Source organism: Burkholderia sp. AU45274 (assembly GCF_030482505.1).
Lineage (GTDB): Bacteria > Pseudomonadota > Gammaproteobacteria > Burkholderiales > Burkholderiaceae > Burkholderia.
The window spans coordinates 1-16085 of the sequence record NZ_JAUJQE010000027.1 but is presented as its reverse complement, the minus strand read 5'-3'; the positions used below and the strand labels follow the sequence as shown (position 1 = coordinate 16085).

Below are 16085 nucleotides of genomic sequence, written 5' to 3'. Positions count from 1 at the left end.
CGATCTCGGTGCCTTTCTCGGCGGCCAGCTGCTTGAGCCGGATCGCCGCCGACAGCCCGGCGGGGCCGCCGCCGACGATCACGACGTCGTATTCCATCGATTCGCGCGGGCCGTATTGCTCGATGAGGCTTGCGGGGGTCATTGGCGTTCCTCTAACCGTTAGAATGCTTTTATTCGGGAGCGTATTGTCTGCGAAACGAAACGCTTGCCGCAACAGCATGCGGCTAGATTAGCACGATCGTTCTATTTTCGTGCTAGGGTAATGCCGCTCGAACCATGTTGCTCGTGGCGGCGAAACGATATCGAAAGGGGAAGTGCAAATGGGTCGGTCGATCAATCTGGAAGGCAAGGTTGCGCTGGTCACGGGCGCGTCGAGCGGCCTCGGGCAGCGCTTTGCGCAGGTGCTGTCGCAGGCCGGTGCGAAGGTCGTGCTCGCGAGCCGTCGGGTCGAGCGCCTGAAGGAACTGCGTGCCGAGATCGAGGCGGCGGGCGGCGCCGCGCACGTCGTGTCGCTCGACGTCACCGACGTCCAGAGCATCAAGGCGGCGGTCGCGCACGCGGAGACGGAAGCCGGTACGATCGACATCCTCGTGAACAATTCGGGCGTCTCGACGATGCAGAAGCTCGTCGACGTGACGCCGGCGGATTTCGAGTTCGTATTCGACACCAACACGCGCGGCGCGTTTTTCGTCGCGCAGGAAGTCGCGAAGCGGATGATCATGCGCGCGAACGGAAGCGGCAACGGCAAGCCGCCGTGCCGGATCATCAACATCGCGTCGGTGGCCGGGCTGCGCGTGTTTCCGCAGATCGGGCTGTTCGCGATGAGCAAGGCCGCAGTCGTGCAGATGACGCGCGCGATGGCGCTCGAGTGGGGGCGCCACGGGATCAACGTCAACGCGATCTGTCCGGGCTATATCGATACCGAAATCAATCATTATCTGTGGGAAACCGAGCAGGGCCAGAAGCTGCAGTCGATGCTGCCGCGCCGGCGCGTCGGCAAGCCGCAGGATCTCGACGGGCTGTTGTTGCTGCTCGCGGCCGACGAGTCGCAGTTCATCAATGGCTCGATTATCTCCGCCGACGACGGCTTCGGCCTCGCCTGAGCGGACGACATACCGCAACAAAGAAGACTGCAATGAGTGATTATTCCCCCGTTTTTGAGATGTCGATGCCGATCCGCTGGGGCGACATGGACGCGTTCGGCCATGTGAACAACACGGTCTATTTCCGCTACATGGAGCAGGCGCGGATCTCGTGGTTCGAGGAGCTCGGCATCGCCGGCGGCAACGGCGAGGGGCAGGGGCCTGTCATCGTCACGGCGTCGATGGAATTTCTCAAGCAGCTGCACTATCCGGGCGACGTGATCGCGAAGATGTCGGCTGCGAAACCCGGCCGCAGCAGCTTCGATACCGGTTTCGAGCTGACGCGCGCCGACGATCCGCAGCATGTCTATGCGCGCGGCAATGCGCGCTGCGTGTGGGTCGACTACGCGCTCGGCAAGTCGGTGCCGCTGCCCCAGTTGCTGCGCGACACGATCGAGCGCGCGCTCGCGGCGAAGGTCGGCTGAGCGTCGGGTCGGCGAGTCCGGGCCGGCACAAGGTCGCCGGGGCGTCACGCCATACCCGTTGTTTCCCGAATCGGCCGCCCGGTGCGGCCGATTGTCATGCGGGCGCCGACACTCACTGCCCGAGCAGGCGCTGCAGCAGCTCCGGTGTATTGTTGGTCCCGTACTTGCGCATCAGCCGTGCGCGGTAGATGTCGACCGTGCGCGAGCTGATGTCGAGCACGCGCCCGATCTGCTTGCTGGTCTTGCCAGTCGCGAGCTGCGCGGCGATCTCGCGCTCGCGCGGGGTCAGTTCGACGGCGACCCGGCGCGTCGCGCTCAAATCCTCGAAGGTCCACACGCCCGCCGCAAGCGGGGCGGTGCGGTCGATCGCACGGCCGGTGACGTGGCACCAGAACAGCTCGCCGTCCGCCCGCTTCATGATTCTGTCATCCGAGTAGATGCCGTTCGCGGCCATCACGCGCGCGATACGTTCGCCGATGCGCTGGAATTCGTCCGTCGACGGGTAGAGCACCTCGTACGATTTCCCGATCAGGTCGGCCCGCGCGCAGCGGAAGATCGACGCGAGCGCGTCGTTGCAGTCCTCGATCACGCGGTCGCGCGACAGCACGAGGCCGAGCGGCGCGAGGTGGAAGGCAGTCTGGTAATCGAGAGCGGGCATGGCGCAGGCAAGCGGAGGCAAACGCTTATGTATTTTTGCGTATTGTGCCGCATCCGCGCCGCATCGTACCCTTTCAGGCATCTCGTGGCGGTCTGCCGCGGTATAAAAAACAGCGCGCCTCGACGCAGGCATCGCCGTGCATGCATAGAATGATGCGGCGGGCTTGCGGGCCACGTGGGCGCGTGAACCGGTTTCGCTGGTTTCCATAGAGGAAGGGACAACTGATGAACAAAGTCTATCCAAGCGCGGCTGCCGCGCTGGAAGGGATCGTCCGCGACGGACAGACCTTCGCGGTGGGCGGCTTCGGCCTGTGCGGGATTCCCGAGGCGCTGATCGCGGCGTTGCGCGATACGGCCGTCAAGGGCATCACCTGCATCAGCAACAACGCGGGCGTCGACGGTTTCGGCCTCGGCCTGCTGCTGGAAACGCGCCAGATCAAGAAGATGATCTCGTCGTACGTCGGCGAGAACAAGGAGTTCGAGCGCCAGTACCTGGCCGGCGAACTCGAGCTCGAATTCACGCCGCAAGGCACGCTCGCCGAGAAGCTGCGCGCGGGCGGTGCGGGCATCCCGGCGTTCTTCACGAACACGGGCTACGGCACCGTGATCGCGGAAGGCAAGGAAACGCGCCAGTTCGGCGATCGCCACTACGTGCTCGAGCCGTCGCTGACGGCCGATGTCGCGCTCGTGAAGGCCTGGAAGGCCGACAAGTCCGGCAACCTGATCTTTCGCCGCACCGCGCGCAACTTCAACCCGATGTGCGCGATGGCCGGCAAGATCACCGTCGCCGAGGTCGAGGAGATCGTCGAGAACGGCGAACTCGATCCCGACCACATCCACACGCCGGGGATTTTCGTGCAACGCATCGTGCTGAACGCGACGCCCGAAAAACGCATCGAACAACGCGTCGTACGCGCGAAAGGAGACTGACATGGCCTGGAATCGTGACCAGATGGCCGCGCGCGCGGCGAAGGAATTGCAGGACGGCTTCTACGTGAACCTCGGCATCGGCTTGCCGACGCTCGTTGCGAACCACGTGCCGGAAGGTGTCGAGGTGTGGCTGCAATCGGAGAACGGCCTGCTCGGCATCGGCCCGTCGCCGACCGAAGACGAAGTCGACGCCGATCTCATCAACGCCGGCAAGCAGACCGTCACGACGCTGCCGGGCTCGTCGATCTTCTCGTCGGCCGATTCGTTCGCGATGATCCGCGGCGGCCACATCAACCTGGCGATCCTCGGCGCAATGCAGGTCAGCAAGCAGGGCGACCTCGCGAACTGGATGATCCCCGGCAAGATGATCAAGGGGATGGGCGGCGCGATGGATCTCGTCGCCGGCGTGAAGCGCGTCGTCGTGCTGATGGAGCATGTCGCGAAGGGCGACCAGCACAAGATCCTCGAGGAATGCAACCTGCCGCTGACGGGCGTCGGCGTGGTCGACCTGATCATCACCGATCTCGGCGTGATCGAAGTGACGCCGTCCGGCCTGAAGGTGCTTGAACTCGCCGACGGCGTGAGCGCCGACGAGATCCAGGCGAAGACGGGCGCGCCGCTCGACATCAGCGCGGTCGCATAAGGTTCTGCGCGTACGCGCAGCTTCGACGCCCCGCATGCCGGACGACGGCATGCGGGGCGTTTGTCATGGTGTCCTCGGTCAGGCCGATCGTCGGATGCCCGACGAGCGGACCCGTGCGGCTGAAGCGGTTTACAATCGTTTGCATCGGGCGTCGCAAGCGTTGCCCTGCGCGTCGCCCCCGTTCGACAGGATGCCAACGATGCCAACGACCCCAGCGAATTCCCAGGTTCCTCGCCAGCGGCGCGTGCAGTGTGCGAGCGCTGCCGGCCTTCACCACGTCGCCTATACCGAGTGGGGCGATCCCGCCAACCTGCGCGTGCTGGTCTGCGTGCATGGGTTGACCCGTTCCGGGCGCGATTTCGACCGGCTCGCCGCGGCGCTGTCCGACACGTATCGCGTCGTCTGCCCCGATGTCGTCGGGCGCGGCCAGTCGGACTGGCTGGCCGATCCCCGGCTCTATGCGATCCCGCAATACGTGTCCGACATGGTGACGCTGATCGCGCGGCTCGACGTCGAATCGGTCGACTGGTTCGGCACGTCGATGGGCGGGTTGATCGGCATGGCGTTCGCGGGGCTACCGGGTTCGCCGCTGCGCCGGATGATCGTCAACGACGTCGGCCCGCGCATCGAACCCGAGTCGCTCACGCGCATCGGTGAATATCTCGGCGTGCAGCCGCGCTTTGCGACCCGGCAGGAGGGCATCGACTATCTGACGTCGCTGTCGCTGCCGTTCGGGGCGCTGACCGCCGACGAGTGGCGCGAGATCAACGGGCCGCTGCTGCGCGAGCTGCCCGAAGGGGGCTGGACGGTTCGCTACGATCCGCGCATCGCCGAACCGTTCAAGGCGACGACGCCCGAATTGGCGGCGCTCGGCGAGGCTGCGCTGTGGCACGCGATCGAGACGACGAACGCGTCGCTGCTCGTCGTGCGTGGCGAGACGTCCGACCTGCTGTCGCGCGAGACGGTGGCCGAGATGGAGCGTCGCGGCCGGCATGTGACGCACGCCGAGATCCCAGGGGCGGGCCACGCGCCGGCGTTCATCGACGCAAGCCAGATTGCGCTCGCGCGGCGGTTTTTCGTCGAAGGCGGTGCATAAACGCGTCATAATATGCGGTTCGGCGGCACGCGGGCCGTGCCGCCGCCCGAATCTCCATCCACTCACGACCGGAACATTCCATGGCAGTCATTCGTCACCACGTCGGGGCCCGTCTCTCCGAAACCGCGATCCACAACGGTACCGTGTATCTGGCCGGCCAGATCGCCGAAGACACCACCCAGGACATCAGGGGCCAGACGCGCGAAGTGCTCGGCCACATCGATCGCCTGCTCGCCGAAGCGAACAGCGACAAGGCGCATCTGCTGTCGGTTCAGATCTACATCTCGGATCTGGCGAACTTCGAAGGCATGAATGCGGAGTGGGACGCATGGGTCGCGCACGGCAATACGCCGCCGCGCGCCACGGTCGAGGCGAAGCTCGCGGATCCGGCACTGCTCGTCGAGATCGTGGTCGTCGCTGCGCAGCGGAGCTGAACGCAACCCGACGATGATCGCATTCCGCCAGGCCGAGCAATGACCGAGTCCGTTTCCGCCTCCCCCGTCGCGGCGCCGTCGTTCGACGACGTGCTCGCGTTCGTGCGCGAGCGGGCCGGCGACGTGCGCCTGTCGTCGGGCGAACTGCTCGCCGATCACTCGGCCGGCACGGCGTCGATCATGCGCACGCTGAATGTCGATCCGTCCGCGATGCAGGCGGCCGCGCTGTTCGTGCTGACGCCGCACCTGAGCGACCCCGAGCGCGAGCTCACCGAGCGGTTCGGCGACGAAGTGGCGCGGCTCGTGTCCGACGTGCGCAAGCTGTTGCGGCTCGGTACCGTCAGCCTGCGTGCCGCGCAGAACGCGGGGGCCGACGCGGGGCGCGATGCGGCCGAAGAGCGGCGCACGCAGATCGAGGCGCTGCGCAAGATGCTGCTGGCGTTCGCGCAAGACATCCGCGTGGTGCTGATCCGGCTCGCGTCGCGCTTGCAGTCGCTGCGCTACTACGCGGCCGCGAAGATCGACCCGCCGCCCGACGTCGCGCGCGAGACGCTCGAGATCTATGCGCCGCTCGCGAACCGTCTCGGCATCTGGCAATTGAAGTGGGAGCTCGAGGATCTCGCGTTCCGTTTCGAGGATCCCGTCACCTACAAGCGGATCGCGAAGCTGCTCGACGAGAAGCGCATCGAGCGCGAAGCGTACGTCAAGCAGGCGATCGACCGGTTGCAGCAAGAGCTGGCGGATGCGCACATCCAGGCCGACGTGAGCGGCCGGCCGAAGCATATCTACAGCATCTGGCGCAAGATGCGCGGCAAGGAACTCGACTTCTCCGAGCTGTACGACGTGCGCGCGTTTCGCGTGATCGTGCCGGACATCAAGGATTGCTACGCGGTGCTCGGCATCGTGCATCACCTGTGGCAGCCGGTGCCGAAGGAATTCGACGACTACATCTCGCGGCCGAAGCCGAACGGCTACAAGTCGCTGCACACGGTCGTGATCGGCGACGATGGCCGCGCGTTCGAAGTGCAGATCCGCACGCAGGAGATGCACCGCTTCGCCGAGTACGGCGTCGCCGCGCACTGGCGCTACAAGGAAGCCGGCGCGCGCGGCTACGGCGGCCAGTTCTCGGCAAGCGACAAGTACGACGAGAAGATTGCATGGCTGCGCCAGCTGCTCGCGTGGAAGGATGACGTCGAGGACGGCGCGGAACAGTCGGGCGACAAGGCGTGGGCGCAATTGCGCGAGACGTCGCTCGACGACGATCACATCTACGTGCTGACGCCGCAGGCGCGCGTGATCGCGTTGCCGCAGGGCGCGACGCCGGTCGATTTCGCATACCACCTGCACAGCGAGCTTGGCCATCGCTGCCGTGGCGCACGTGTCGACGGCGCGATGGTGCCGCTCAATACGCCGCTCGCAAACGGCCAGACGGTCGAGATCGTCGCGGTGAAGGAGGGCGGCCCGTCGCGCGACTGGCTGAACCTGCAGCTCGGCTATATGAAGAGCCCGCGCGCGCGTCAGAAGGTGCGGGCGTGGTTCAACTCGATCGAGCAGGAAGAAAACGTCGCGCATGGCCGCGCGCTCGTCGAAAAGACGCTGCAACGCGAGGGCAAGACGTCGGTCAGCCTGGACAATCTCGCCGCGAAGCTCGGCTTCAAGTCGCCCGAGGAGTTGTTCTCGGTCGTCGGCAAGGAAGAGTTCAGCCTGCGCAATGTCGAGCACGCGCTGTCCGATGCGCCGCCGCCCGAACCGGCGCCCGAGGCGCCTGCCGATTTCGAGAAGCGCAGCAGCGGCGCGAGCGTGGCGCATGGCGCGTCGACCGGTGTGCTGGTCGTGGGCGTCGACGCGCTGCTGACCCAGCTCGCGCGCTGCTGCCGTCCGGCGCCGCCCGATCCGATCAGCGGTTTCGTCACGCGCGGCAAGGGGATGTCGATCCACCGCACCGATTGCCCGACGTTCCGCCGGATGGTCGAGCGCGCGCCGGAGCGCGTGCTGCAGACGACCTGGTCGGCCGACGTGCTCGGCGGGCGCGGTGCGTCCGTCTATCCGGTCGACCTGATGATCGAGGCGAGCGACCGGCAAGGGTTGCTGCGCGACATCTCCGAAGTGTTCGCGCGCGAGAAGATGAACGTGGTGGGCGTGAAGACGCAGAGCCGCCGCAATGCGGCATTCATGCAGTTCACGGTCGAGGTGTCGAACTCGGCGCAGGTGCAGCGCGCGTGCACGCTGCTCGGCGAGGTGCAGGGCGTCGTGCGGGCGGGGCGGAAGGCCTGATGTGGGGTTCGAACACCGTTATTTTGCTGCGACCGCATAAAAATACTTGCCAAGCGGGTAGCGGCTCCATATAATCTTAGCTTCACTAGGCTCGTAGCTCAGCTGGTTAGAGCACCACCTTGACATGGTGGGGGTCGTTGGTTCGAGTCCAATCGAGCCTACCAACGAATTGAGAATGCCCGGTCTCCGGGTGTTCGATGCAGCAAATAACTCAACGCGAACAAGGCGAATACGGTTATGACACCGCGAACGTTGACCGAAACCTTTTCGGAGCGACGCTAGTCGAGGAACCCTTTCGCCCTTTCAGTTTGAGTGAAGTATCGAATGCGGCCCCTCGAAAGCGGGGCCGCATTTTTTTTGTCGCGACATTTTCCCGCGTGATTTTTATATCGCGTACCTGGTCTGCCGCCCACTGTCGGCATCACGGAGATTGCTATGGTTTCGATACGCTTGCCTGACGGCTCAGTTCGACAATACGAGCATCCGGTGACAGTTGCCGAGGTTGCGGCCTCGATCGGTCCCGGCCTTGCGAAGGCTGCGCTTGGTGGCAAGCTTGATGGCGAGCTCGTCGATACGTCGGCCGTGATCGACCGCGACGCATCGCTCGCGATCGTGACCGACAAGGACGCCGACGGTCTCGACATCATCCGTCACTCGACGGCGCACTTGCTCGCGTACGCGGTGAAGGAACTGTACCCGGACGCGCAGGTGACGATCGGCCCGGTGATCGACAACGGTTTCTATTACGACTTCTCGTACAACCGCCCGTTTACGCCCGAAGATCTGGAGAAGATCGAAAAGCGCATGCAGGAGCTCGTGAAGAAGGATGAGCCCGTGACGCGTCGTGTCGTGTCGCGTGACGAAGCGGCGGGCTACTTCCGCAGCATCGGCGAGAAGTACAAGGCCGAGATCATCGAGTCGATTCCGCAAAGCGACGAAATCAAGCTGTATTCGCACGGCGGCTTTACCGATCTGTGCCGTGGCCCGCACGTGCCGTCCACCGGCAAGCTGAAGGTCTTCAAGCTGATGAAGGTCGCCGGCGCGTACTGGCGCGGCGATTCGAAGAACGAGCAGCTGCAGCGCATCTACGGCACGGCCTGGACGAAGAAGGAAGACCAGGACCAGTACCTGCACATGCTCGAGGAAGCGGAAAAGCGCGACCACCGCAAGCTCGGCAAGCAGCTCGACCTGTTCCACATGCAGGAAGAGTCGCCGGGCATGGTGTTCTGGCATCCGAAGGGCTGGGCGCTGTGGCAGCAGGTCGAGCAGTACATGCGCCGCCGCGTGAACGAAGCCGGCTACCTCGAGATCAAGACGCCGATGATCATGGACCGCTCGCTGTGGGAAGCGTCGGGTCACTGGCAGAACTACCGCGAGAACATGTTCACGACGGAGTCGGAGAAGCGCGACTACGCGATCAAGCCGATGAACTGCCCGGGCCACGTCCAGGTGTTCAAGCACGGCCTGCGCTCGTACCGCGACCTGCCGCTGCGTTACGCGGAATTCGGTTCGTGCCACCGCAACGAGGCGTCGGGCGCGCTGCACGGCCTGATGCGCGTGCGCGGCTTCGTGCAGGACGATGCGCACATCTTCTGTACGGAAGACCAGTTCATCTCGGAATCGATCGCGTTCAACACGCTGGCGATGAGCGTGTACAAGGACTTCGGTTTCGATCACATCGACATCAAGCTGTCGCTGCGACCTGAGCAGCGCGCCGGTACGGACGAGACCTGGGATCGCGCCGAGCAGGGCCTGCGCGACGCGCTGACGGCGTGCGGCCTCACGTGGGAAGAGCTGCCGGGTGAAGGCGCGTTCTACGGTCCGAAGATCGAGTACCACATCAAGGATGCGCTCGGCCGTTCGTGGCAGTGCGGCACGCTGCAGCTCGACATGGTCCTGCCGGAGCGCCTCGGCGCCGAGTATGTCGCGGATGACAGCAGCCGTCGCCGTCCGGTGATGCTGCACCGTGCGATCGTCGGTTCGATGGAGCGTTTCCTCGGCATTTTGATCGAGCACCACGCTGGTGCGATGCCGGCCTGGCTCGCGCCGTTCCAGGCAGTTGTGCTCAATATCGCCGAAAGTCAGGCCGAATATGCGCAATCTCTGGCCCAAACGTTGCAAAAACAAGGGGTTAGAGTGACGGCCGATTTGCGCAATGAGAAGATTAGCTATAAAATACGCGAGCACACGCTGGAAAAGGTGCCTTATCTCCTCGTCGTGGGGGATAAGGAGCGTGATGCGCAAACGGTAGCCGTGCGTGCCCGTGGCGGCGTCGATCTTGGCGTGATGCCGGTCGAAGCCTTCGTTGAGCGTCTGCAGGAAGACCTGCGCTCGTTCAAGTAACCGCCCTGGCAGCGCGGCTCGTTTTTTTAATTTTTAGAGGAAACGTAACATCGCTACTGATAAGTCGTCGCACCGCATCAACGGTGAAATCACTGCGCCGGAAGTGCGCCTGGTCGGGATCGAGAACGAACCGCTCGGTATCGTAAAACTCGCTGATGCTTTCCGTAAATCGGAAGAACTGGATGTTGACCTGGTGGAAATCGCGCCGCAAGCGGTTCCCCCGGTTTGCCGTCTGATGGATTACGGCAAGTTCAAGTACCAGGAGTCGAAGAAGCAGCACGAAGCGAAGCTGAAGCAGAAGGTCATCCAGGTCAAGGAAGTCAAGTTCCGCCCGGGTACCGATGACGGTGACTACAACGTCAAGCTCCGCAATCTCGTGCGCTTCCTCGAAGAAGGCGACAAGACGAAGATCACGTTGCGTTTCCGCGGCCGCGAAATGGCTCACCAGGAAATCGGTATGCGGATGCTTGAGCGTCTGCGCACGGATCTCGAGGAAGTCGGCCAGGTCGAGCAGATGCCGAAGATGGAAGGGCGCCAGATGATCATGGTGCTCTCGCCGAAGAAAAAGAAGTAACGAGCCCGCGCGCGTCGCGCGCAGGTTCGCAGAGGTTCGGCGCGTTGCCCGGTCAGGGCGGTGCGCCAACAATGACGGCGGCTGCGCAAGCGGTTCGCCGTACACAAGTGGACTGGGTTTCGAAGGGCGGGTCCAGGGCGCAAGCCAACCGCACACCCATCGCCATCTAATAAACTGGAGTTGTTCGTCATGCCTAAGATGAAGACCAAGAAGAGTGCTGCAAAGCGCTTCGTGGTGCGTCCGGGCGGTACCGTCAAGCGCGGTCAAGCCTTCAAGCGTCACATCCTGACCAAGAAAACCACGAAGAACAAGCGTCACCTGCGCGGCGCAACGGCAGTTCATGATTCCGATCTGAACTCCGTCCGCGCGATGCTGCCGTTCGCGTAACCCCTAACTGATACTCTAAGGAGAGAAACATGCCTCGAGTCAAACGTGGGGTAACCGCACGGGCCCGCCACAAGAAGATCATCAACCTGGCCAAGGGTTATCGCGGCCGCCGCAATAACGTCTACCGCATCGCCAAGCAGGCGGTGATGCGCGCTGGTCAGTACGCGTACCGCGATCGCCGCAACAAGAAGCGTGTGTTCCGCGCACTGTGGATCACGCGTATCAACGCGGCAGTTCGCCAGCACGACATGACCTACAGCGTGTTCATCAACGGCCTGAAGAAGGCGTCGATCGAACTCGACCGTAAGGTTCTGGCCGACATGGCGGTGTTCGACAAGGCTGCTTTTGCTGCGATCGTCAAGCAGGTGAAAGCCGCCGTTGCAGCCTAATTGCGAAATTAGCACTGCGTGGTTAGTTGCAGCGAGGTTCCGGTAGTCTCGGCCGCTGCAGCGAAAACGGGGCTCTTCCGAGCCCCTTTTTTGTTTGGTGGGCGATTTCGCTCGCCAAGACCGAATGACGTTGGAAATGATGGGATCTATGGATCTGGACCAGATTGTCGCCGACGCGCAGCAGTCCTTCGAACAGGCTGCCGACATCACCACGCTCGAAAACGAGAAAGCACGATTTCTCGGCAAGTCGGGTGCGCTGACCGAGTTGCTGAAGGGCCTCGGCAAGCTCGATCCCGAAGCACGCAAGACCGAAGGCGCACGCATCAACGTCGCGAAGCAGCAGGTTGAAGCCGCGCTGACCGCCCGTCGCCAGGCACTGGCCGACGCGCTGCTGAATCAGCGCCTCACTGCCGAGGCGATCGACGTGACGTTGCCGGGCCGCGGCGCCGGTGCAGGCAGCCTGCACCCCGTGATGCGCACGTGGGAGCGTGTCGAACAGATTTTCGGCTCGATCGGTTTCGATGTGGCCGACGGCCCCGAAATCGAGACCGACTGGTACAACTTCACGTCGCTGAACAGCCCGGAGAACCATCCGGCGCGTTCGATGCAGGACACCTTCTACGTCGAAGGCAAGGATGCCGACGGCCGCCAGCTGCTGCTGCGCACGCACACGAGCCCGATGCAGGTGCGTTACGCGCGCATGAACCGTCCGCCGATCAAGGTGATCGCGCCGGGCCGCACGTATCGCGTCGACAGCGATGCGACCCACTCGCCGATGTTCAATCAGGTCGAGGGGCTGTGGATCGACGAAAACATCAGCTTCGCCGACCTCAAGGGCGTCTATACCGACTTCCTGAAAAAATTCTTCGAGCGCGACGACATTCTCGTGCGCTTCCGTCCGTCGTATTTCCCGTTCACGGAACCGTCGGCCGAGATCGACATGATGTTCGAGCAAGGCAAGAACGCCGGCAAGTGGCTCGAGATCTCCGGTTCGGGGCAGGTGCATCCGACCGTGATTCGCAACATGGGCCTCGATCCCGAGCGCTACATCGGCTTTGCGTTCGGCAGCGGCCTCGAGCGCCTGACGATGCTGCGCTACGGCGTCCAGGATCTCCGGCTGTTCTTCGAGAACGACCTGCGTTTCCTGCGCCAGTTCGCGTAACGCCGCGCGCCGCGCCGACCTGTGCCCGTGCACGCCCCGACGGACGTTTCCGAGGGGCCCGGGCGTCGATCTAACCTGTTTCGAACGTAGACATCCATGCAATTCCCTGAATCCTGGTTGAGAACCTTTGTCGACCCGCAGCTGACGACCGACGAACTGTCGCACGCGCTGACGATGGCGGGGCTCGAAGTCGAATCGCTGAGCAAGGCTGCGCCGCCGACGTCGAAGATCGTCGTCGGCCGCGTGCTCGAAGTCGTCAAGCATCCGGATGCGGACAAGCTCAATGTCTGCCAGGTCGACGCCGGCACCGGCGCGACGCTGAATATCGTCTGCGGCGCACCGAACGTCGCTCCTGGCATCAAGGTACCGGTCGCGCTGGTCGGTGCGGAACTGCCGCCGGCAGAAGAGGGCGGCAAGCCGTTCGCGATCAAGCTGTCGAAGCTGCGCGGCGTGGAGAGCCAGGGGATGCTGTGCTCGGCGCGCGAGCTGAAGCTGTCCGAGGATCACAGCGGCCTGCTGGTGCTGCCGGAAGACACGCCGGTCGGCCAGGACATCCGCGAGACGCTCAATCTCGACGACACGATCTTCGAAATCAAGCTGACGCCGAACAAGGCCGACTGCCTGTCCGTGTTCGGCATCGCACGCGAGACGGCTGCGATCACCGGCGCACCGCTGACGCCGGTCGACATCCGCCCGGTGCGCGCCGAGCTCGACGAGACGCTGCCGGTACGCATTGCCGCGCCCGATCTGTGCGGCCGCTTCTCGGGTCGCGTGATCCGCGGCGTGAACGCGCATGCGAAGACCCCGCAGTGGATGGTCGAGCGCCTCGAGCGTTCCGGCCAGCGCAGCGTGTCGGCGCTCGTCGACATCTCGAACTACGTGATGTTCGAGCTCGGCCGTCCGTCGCACGTGTTCGATCTCGACAAGATCCACGGCGGCATCGAGGTGCGCTGGGGCAAGCGCGGCGAATCGCTGAAGCTGCTCAACGGCAACACGGTCGAACTCGACGAAACGGTCGGCGTGATTTCGGACGACCGTCAGGTCGAAAGCCTGGCCGGCATCATGGGCGGTGACAGCACGGCCGTCACGCTCGATACGACCAACATCTACCTGGAAGCCGCATTCTGGTGGCCGGACAGCATCCGCGGCCGTGCGCGCAAGTACAACTTCTCGACCGATGCGGCGCATCGCTTCGAGCGCGGCGTCGACTACGCGACGACCGTCGAGCACGTCGAGCGCATCACGCAACTGATTCTCGAGATCTGCGGCGGCAAGGCCGGCCCGGTCGACGATCAGTCCGTGAACCTGCCGCAGCGCGCGCCGGTGAAGATGCGCGTATCGCGCGCGAACCGCATCATCGGCGTGCAGATCGGCGCCGACGAGATCGCCAGCATCTTCACGCGCCTCGGGCTGCCGTTCGAGCGTGAAGACGACGCATTCCTCGTCACGCCGCCGTCGCATCGCTTCGACATCGAGATCGAGGAAGACCTGATCGAGGAAGTGGCGCGCATCTACGGCTTCGAAAAGATCCCGGCGCGTCCGCCAGTCGCGACGAGCGAAATGCGCGCGACCAACGAGACGCGTCGCTCGATCCACGACATCCGCCACGCGCTGGCCGCGCGCGACTACGCGGAAACCGTCAACTTCAGCTTCGTCGATGCGGAGTGGGAGCAGGATTTCGCGGGCAACGACCAACCCATCCGTCTGCTGAACCCGATCGCGAGCCAGCTGTCGGTGATGCGCACGACGCTGTTCGGCAGCCTGATTTCCGTGCTGCGCCACAACCTGAACCGCCGCGCGGATCGCGTGCGGGTGTTCGAGGCTGGCCGCGTGTTCCTCACCGATACGGCGGCGAAGGCCGGCGAGCTGACGGTCGAGGGCTACGTGCAGCCGAAGCGCGTCGGTGCGCTTGCCTACGGTCCGGCGCTCGACGAGCAATGGGGCACGGCGACCCGCGCGGTCGATTTCTTCGACGTGAAGGGCGATCTCGAAGCACTGCTCGCGCCCGCAACCGCACGCTTCGTGAAGGCAGAGCATCCGGCCCTCCATCCGGGCCGCAGCGCGCGCATCGAAGTCGATGGCCGTGCGGTCGGCTGGATCGGCGAGCTGCACCCGCGCCTGATGCAGAAGTACGAGCTGCCGCACGCGCCGGTGATGTTCGAGGTCGACGCGGACGCGCTGATTGCACGTGCGTTGCCCGCGCCGACCGACGTATCGAAATTCCCGCCGGTTCGTCGCGATATCGCCGTTGTCGTCGATCAGGCGGTCGAGGTTCAGGCACTTTTCGACGAAATGAAGAAGGCGCTTGCCGAAGAGGCCTGCCGATTCGTTCAGAAGGTTGTACTCTTCGACGAATTTCGTGCAAAATCAAATACTTCCGGTGGTCTTGCCGCGCACGAGAAGAGCCTTGCCTTCCGCGTGACGCTGCAGGACGCGGCTGGCACGCTACAGGACGAGGTCGTCGATCAGGCGATCCAGACGCTGGTCGAGCGGATGGCTCGTGCCGGTGCGCGCCTGCGCGGCTAAGGAGGAGGTCCGCCCGCTCGCGGGCGGCCTGTTCCGATCGTAAGTTTTGATTTAACGCGCTGTATGGCAGATATGAACGACATGACCTCGAGTGAATTCGAAGCCCTCCTGACGGCGCAACGCAGCGCAATGAACCGCGACGCTTCGGCGCCGGCGTCCACCGAGACGCCCACGCTGACGAAGGCGGAACTGGCGGAGCTGCTGTTCGACAGCGTCGGGCTGAACAAGCGTGAAGCGAAGGACATGGTCGAGGCGTTTTTCGAGGTGATCCGTGACGCGCTCGAAAACGGCGAGAGCGTCAAGCTGTCGGGGTTCGGCAATTTCCAGTTGCGCGACAAGCCGCAGCGCCCGGGTCGCAATCCGAAGACGGGCGAGGCGATTCCGATCGCGGCCCGCCGGGTGGTAACCTTCCACGCGAGCCAGAAGCTGAAGGCGCTGGTCGAAAACGGCGCGGAGTAAGCCCCGCGCGCTGACGTCTCCGCGCGGCCGCCGCGCACCCTTACCGACGGTTAACCGACGATGACCACTACGGTTGAGAAAGTCGTCTTGCCTCCGATTCCCGCGAAGCGCTACTTCACGATCGGTGAAGTCAGCGAACTGTGCGGGGTCAAGCCGCATGTGCTGCGTTATTGGGAACAGGAATTCACTCAACTGCGGCCGGTGAAGCGGCGCGGCAATCGTCGGTATTACCAGCACCACGAAGTGCTGCTGATCCGACGGATTCGCGAGTTGCTGTACGAGCAGGGATTCACGATCAACGGCGCGCGCAACCGGCTCGATTCGCCGGCCGGCGAGCGGGTCGCGGCAGCACCCGTCGAGCCGGAGGCGCAGGCCGCCGATGCACGCACACCAGGCAAGCCAGGCACGACCGTCGACGTCATTGCATTGCGGCAGGCGCTGCTCGACGTGATCGACGGACTGAAGCACGACTGAGTGCGAAGCGCGAAGAATGAAATGAAAAGCCCGGTTGGCAACGTTGAACTGCACCCCAAAAGTTGGACATCGATCCAACCTTTGGGGTGTTTTTCATGAGCAAGTACACGGAGCAGTTCAAGGTATCCATTGCAGAGGAGTACGAGTCCGGCCACGCTGGGTTCCGTGAG

Annotated in this window: 17 protein-coding genes and 1 tRNA gene; 16 read left to right on the top strand and 2 right to left on the bottom strand. The window is 63.9% G+C overall.

Annotation, left to right across the window (positions count from 1 at the left end; translation table 11 throughout):
- The coding region (locus tag QZM35_RS37955; protein WP_301777775.1) for an FAD-binding protein at positions 1 to 214 on the bottom strand (214 nt) is incomplete at its 3' end.
- A gap of 106 nt (positions 215 to 320) precedes the next feature.
- Here QZM35_RS37955 and QZM35_RS37950 point away from each other — a divergent pair.
- Positions 321 to 1103: an SDR family oxidoreductase gene (locus QZM35_RS37950; RefSeq protein ID WP_089425196.1), complete on the top strand. Its 783-nt coding sequence runs from the start codon at positions 321 to 323 to the stop codon at positions 1101 to 1103.
- 32 nt (positions 1104 to 1135) lie between these two features.
- Positions 1136 to 1567 (top strand): thioesterase family protein, encoded by a 432-nt coding sequence (locus QZM35_RS37945; protein ID WP_069247799.1) that lies wholly within the window; start codon positions 1136 to 1138, stop codon positions 1565 to 1567.
- 112 nt (positions 1568 to 1679) lie between these two features.
- On the opposite strand, the gene QZM35_RS37940 is transcribed toward QZM35_RS37945, so the two are convergent.
- The gene (locus QZM35_RS37940; protein WP_089425197.1) at positions 1680 to 2225 is read right to left on the bottom strand and encodes a LuxR C-terminal-related transcriptional regulator; all 546 of its coding nucleotides are present in this window, start codon (positions 2223 to 2225) and stop codon (positions 1680 to 1682) included.
- 224 nt (positions 2226 to 2449) lie between these two features.
- On the opposite strand from QZM35_RS37940, the gene QZM35_RS37935 reads away from it, so the two are divergent.
- From QZM35_RS37935 to QZM35_RS37870, 14 genes are all read left to right on the top strand, one after another.
- Positions 2450 to 3154 carry a CoA transferase subunit A gene (locus QZM35_RS37935; protein WP_085038865.1) on the top strand — a complete coding sequence of 235 codons (705 nt, stop codon included), beginning with the start codon at positions 2450 to 2452 and terminating at the stop codon, positions 3152 to 3154.
- Between the two features lies 1 nt (position 3155).
- Positions 3156 to 3797, top strand: a complete 642-nt coding sequence (locus tag QZM35_RS37930; RefSeq protein WP_011351774.1) for a CoA transferase subunit B — start codon at positions 3156 to 3158, stop codon at positions 3795 to 3797.
- Positions 3798 to 3996: 199 nt separating this feature from the next.
- Positions 3997 to 4893: an alpha/beta fold hydrolase gene (locus tag QZM35_RS37925; protein WP_301777774.1), complete on the top strand. Its 897-nt coding sequence runs from the start codon at positions 3997 to 3999 to the stop codon at positions 4891 to 4893.
- An 80-nt stretch (positions 4894 to 4973) separates the two neighbouring features.
- Positions 4974 to 5327, top strand: coding sequence for a RidA family protein (locus QZM35_RS37920; protein WP_069247804.1), 354 nt, complete (start codon positions 4974 to 4976; stop codon positions 5325 to 5327).
- A 39-nt stretch (positions 5328 to 5366) separates the two neighbouring features.
- Entirely contained in the window at positions 5367 to 7601 is a 2235-nt protein-coding gene (locus QZM35_RS37915; RefSeq protein WP_089425199.1) for a bifunctional (p)ppGpp synthetase/guanosine-3',5'-bis(diphosphate) 3'-pyrophosphohydrolase, read from the top strand.
- Between the two features lie 87 nt (positions 7602 to 7688).
- Positions 7689 to 7765, top strand: a tRNA-Val gene (locus tag QZM35_RS37910).
- A gap of 271 nt (positions 7766 to 8036) precedes the next feature.
- On the top strand, positions 8037 to 9944 hold the full coding sequence (gene thrS / locus QZM35_RS37905) for a threonine--tRNA ligase (RefSeq protein ID WP_089425200.1): 1908 nt from the start codon (positions 8037 to 8039) through the stop codon (positions 9942 to 9944).
- Between the two features lie 49 nt (positions 9945 to 9993).
- Positions 9994 to 10518: a translation initiation factor IF-3 gene (gene infC / locus QZM35_RS37900; protein WP_071734130.1), complete on the top strand. Its 525-nt coding sequence runs from the start codon at positions 9994 to 9996 to the stop codon at positions 10516 to 10518.
- Positions 10519 to 10707: 189 nt separating this feature from the next.
- On the top strand, positions 10708 to 10905 hold the full coding sequence (gene rpmI, locus QZM35_RS37895) for a 50S ribosomal protein L35 (protein WP_004191477.1): 198 nt from the start codon (positions 10708 to 10710) through the stop codon (positions 10903 to 10905).
- Positions 10906 to 10934: 29 nt separating this feature from the next.
- Positions 10935 to 11294 (top strand): 50S ribosomal protein L20, encoded by a 360-nt coding sequence (rplT, locus tag QZM35_RS37890; protein ID WP_004192938.1) that lies wholly within the window; start codon positions 10935 to 10937, stop codon positions 11292 to 11294.
- Positions 11295 to 11442: 148 nt separating this feature from the next.
- Entirely contained in the window at positions 11443 to 12456 is a 1014-nt protein-coding gene (gene pheS, locus QZM35_RS37885) for a phenylalanine--tRNA ligase subunit alpha (RefSeq protein ID WP_006486107.1), read from the top strand.
- A 96-nt stretch (positions 12457 to 12552) separates the two neighbouring features.
- Positions 12553 to 14982 (top strand): phenylalanine--tRNA ligase subunit beta, encoded by a 2430-nt coding sequence (gene pheT, locus QZM35_RS37880; protein ID WP_174975586.1) that lies wholly within the window; start codon positions 12553 to 12555, stop codon positions 14980 to 14982.
- Positions 14983 to 15054: 72 nt separating this feature from the next.
- On the top strand, positions 15055 to 15441 hold the full coding sequence (locus tag QZM35_RS37875; protein ID WP_006486093.1) for an integration host factor subunit alpha: 387 nt from the start codon (positions 15055 to 15057) through the stop codon (positions 15439 to 15441).
- 60 nt (positions 15442 to 15501) lie between these two features.
- Entirely contained in the window at positions 15502 to 15915 is a 414-nt protein-coding gene (locus QZM35_RS37870; protein ID WP_301777773.1) for a MerR family transcriptional regulator, read from the top strand.
- The last annotated feature ends 170 nt before the right edge of the window (positions 15916 to 16085 follow it).

Excerpts from the sequence above, each read along its gene's own strand:
- QZM35_RS37920 (WP_069247804.1), top strand. The coding sequence starts at position 4,974 with ATGGCAGTCATTCGTCACCACGTCGGGGCCCGTCTCTCCGAAACCGCG.
- QZM35_RS37925 (WP_301777774.1), top strand. The coding sequence starts at position 3,997 with ATGCCAACGACCCCAGCGAATTCCCAGGTTCCTCGCCAGCGGCGCGTG.
- QZM35_RS37940 (WP_089425197.1), bottom strand. The coding sequence starts at position 2,225 with ATGCCCGCTCTCGATTACCAGACTGCCTTCCACCTCGCGCCGCTCGGC.
- QZM35_RS37875 (WP_006486093.1), top strand. The coding sequence starts at position 15,055 with ATGAACGACATGACCTCGAGTGAATTCGAAGCCCTCCTGACGGCGCAA.
- rpmI (WP_004191477.1), top strand. The coding sequence starts at position 10,708 with ATGCCTAAGATGAAGACCAAGAAGAGTGCTGCAAAGCGCTTCGTGGTG.
- rplT (WP_004192938.1), top strand. The coding sequence starts at position 10,935 with ATGCCTCGAGTCAAACGTGGGGTAACCGCACGGGCCCGCCACAAGAAG.
- QZM35_RS37930 (WP_011351774.1), top strand. The coding sequence starts at position 3,156 with ATGGCCTGGAATCGTGACCAGATGGCCGCGCGCGCGGCGAAGGAATTG.
- QZM35_RS37870 (WP_301777773.1), top strand. The coding sequence starts at position 15,502 with ATGACCACTACGGTTGAGAAAGTCGTCTTGCCTCCGATTCCCGCGAAG.
- QZM35_RS37915 (WP_089425199.1), top strand. The coding sequence starts at position 5,367 with ATGACCGAGTCCGTTTCCGCCTCCCCCGTCGCGGCGCCGTCGTTCGAC.
- pheT (WP_174975586.1), top strand. The coding sequence starts at position 12,553 with ATGCAATTCCCTGAATCCTGGTTGAGAACCTTTGTCGACCCGCAGCTG.
- pheS (WP_006486107.1), top strand. The coding sequence starts at position 11,443 with ATGGATCTGGACCAGATTGTCGCCGACGCGCAGCAGTCCTTCGAACAG.
- thrS (WP_089425200.1), top strand. The coding sequence starts at position 8,037 with ATGGTTTCGATACGCTTGCCTGACGGCTCAGTTCGACAATACGAGCAT.
- QZM35_RS37945 (WP_069247799.1), top strand. The coding sequence starts at position 1,136 with ATGAGTGATTATTCCCCCGTTTTTGAGATGTCGATGCCGATCCGCTGG.
- QZM35_RS37950 (WP_089425196.1), top strand. The coding sequence starts at position 321 with ATGGGTCGGTCGATCAATCTGGAAGGCAAGGTTGCGCTGGTCACGGGC.
- QZM35_RS37935 (WP_085038865.1), top strand. The coding sequence starts at position 2,450 with ATGAACAAAGTCTATCCAAGCGCGGCTGCCGCGCTGGAAGGGATCGTC.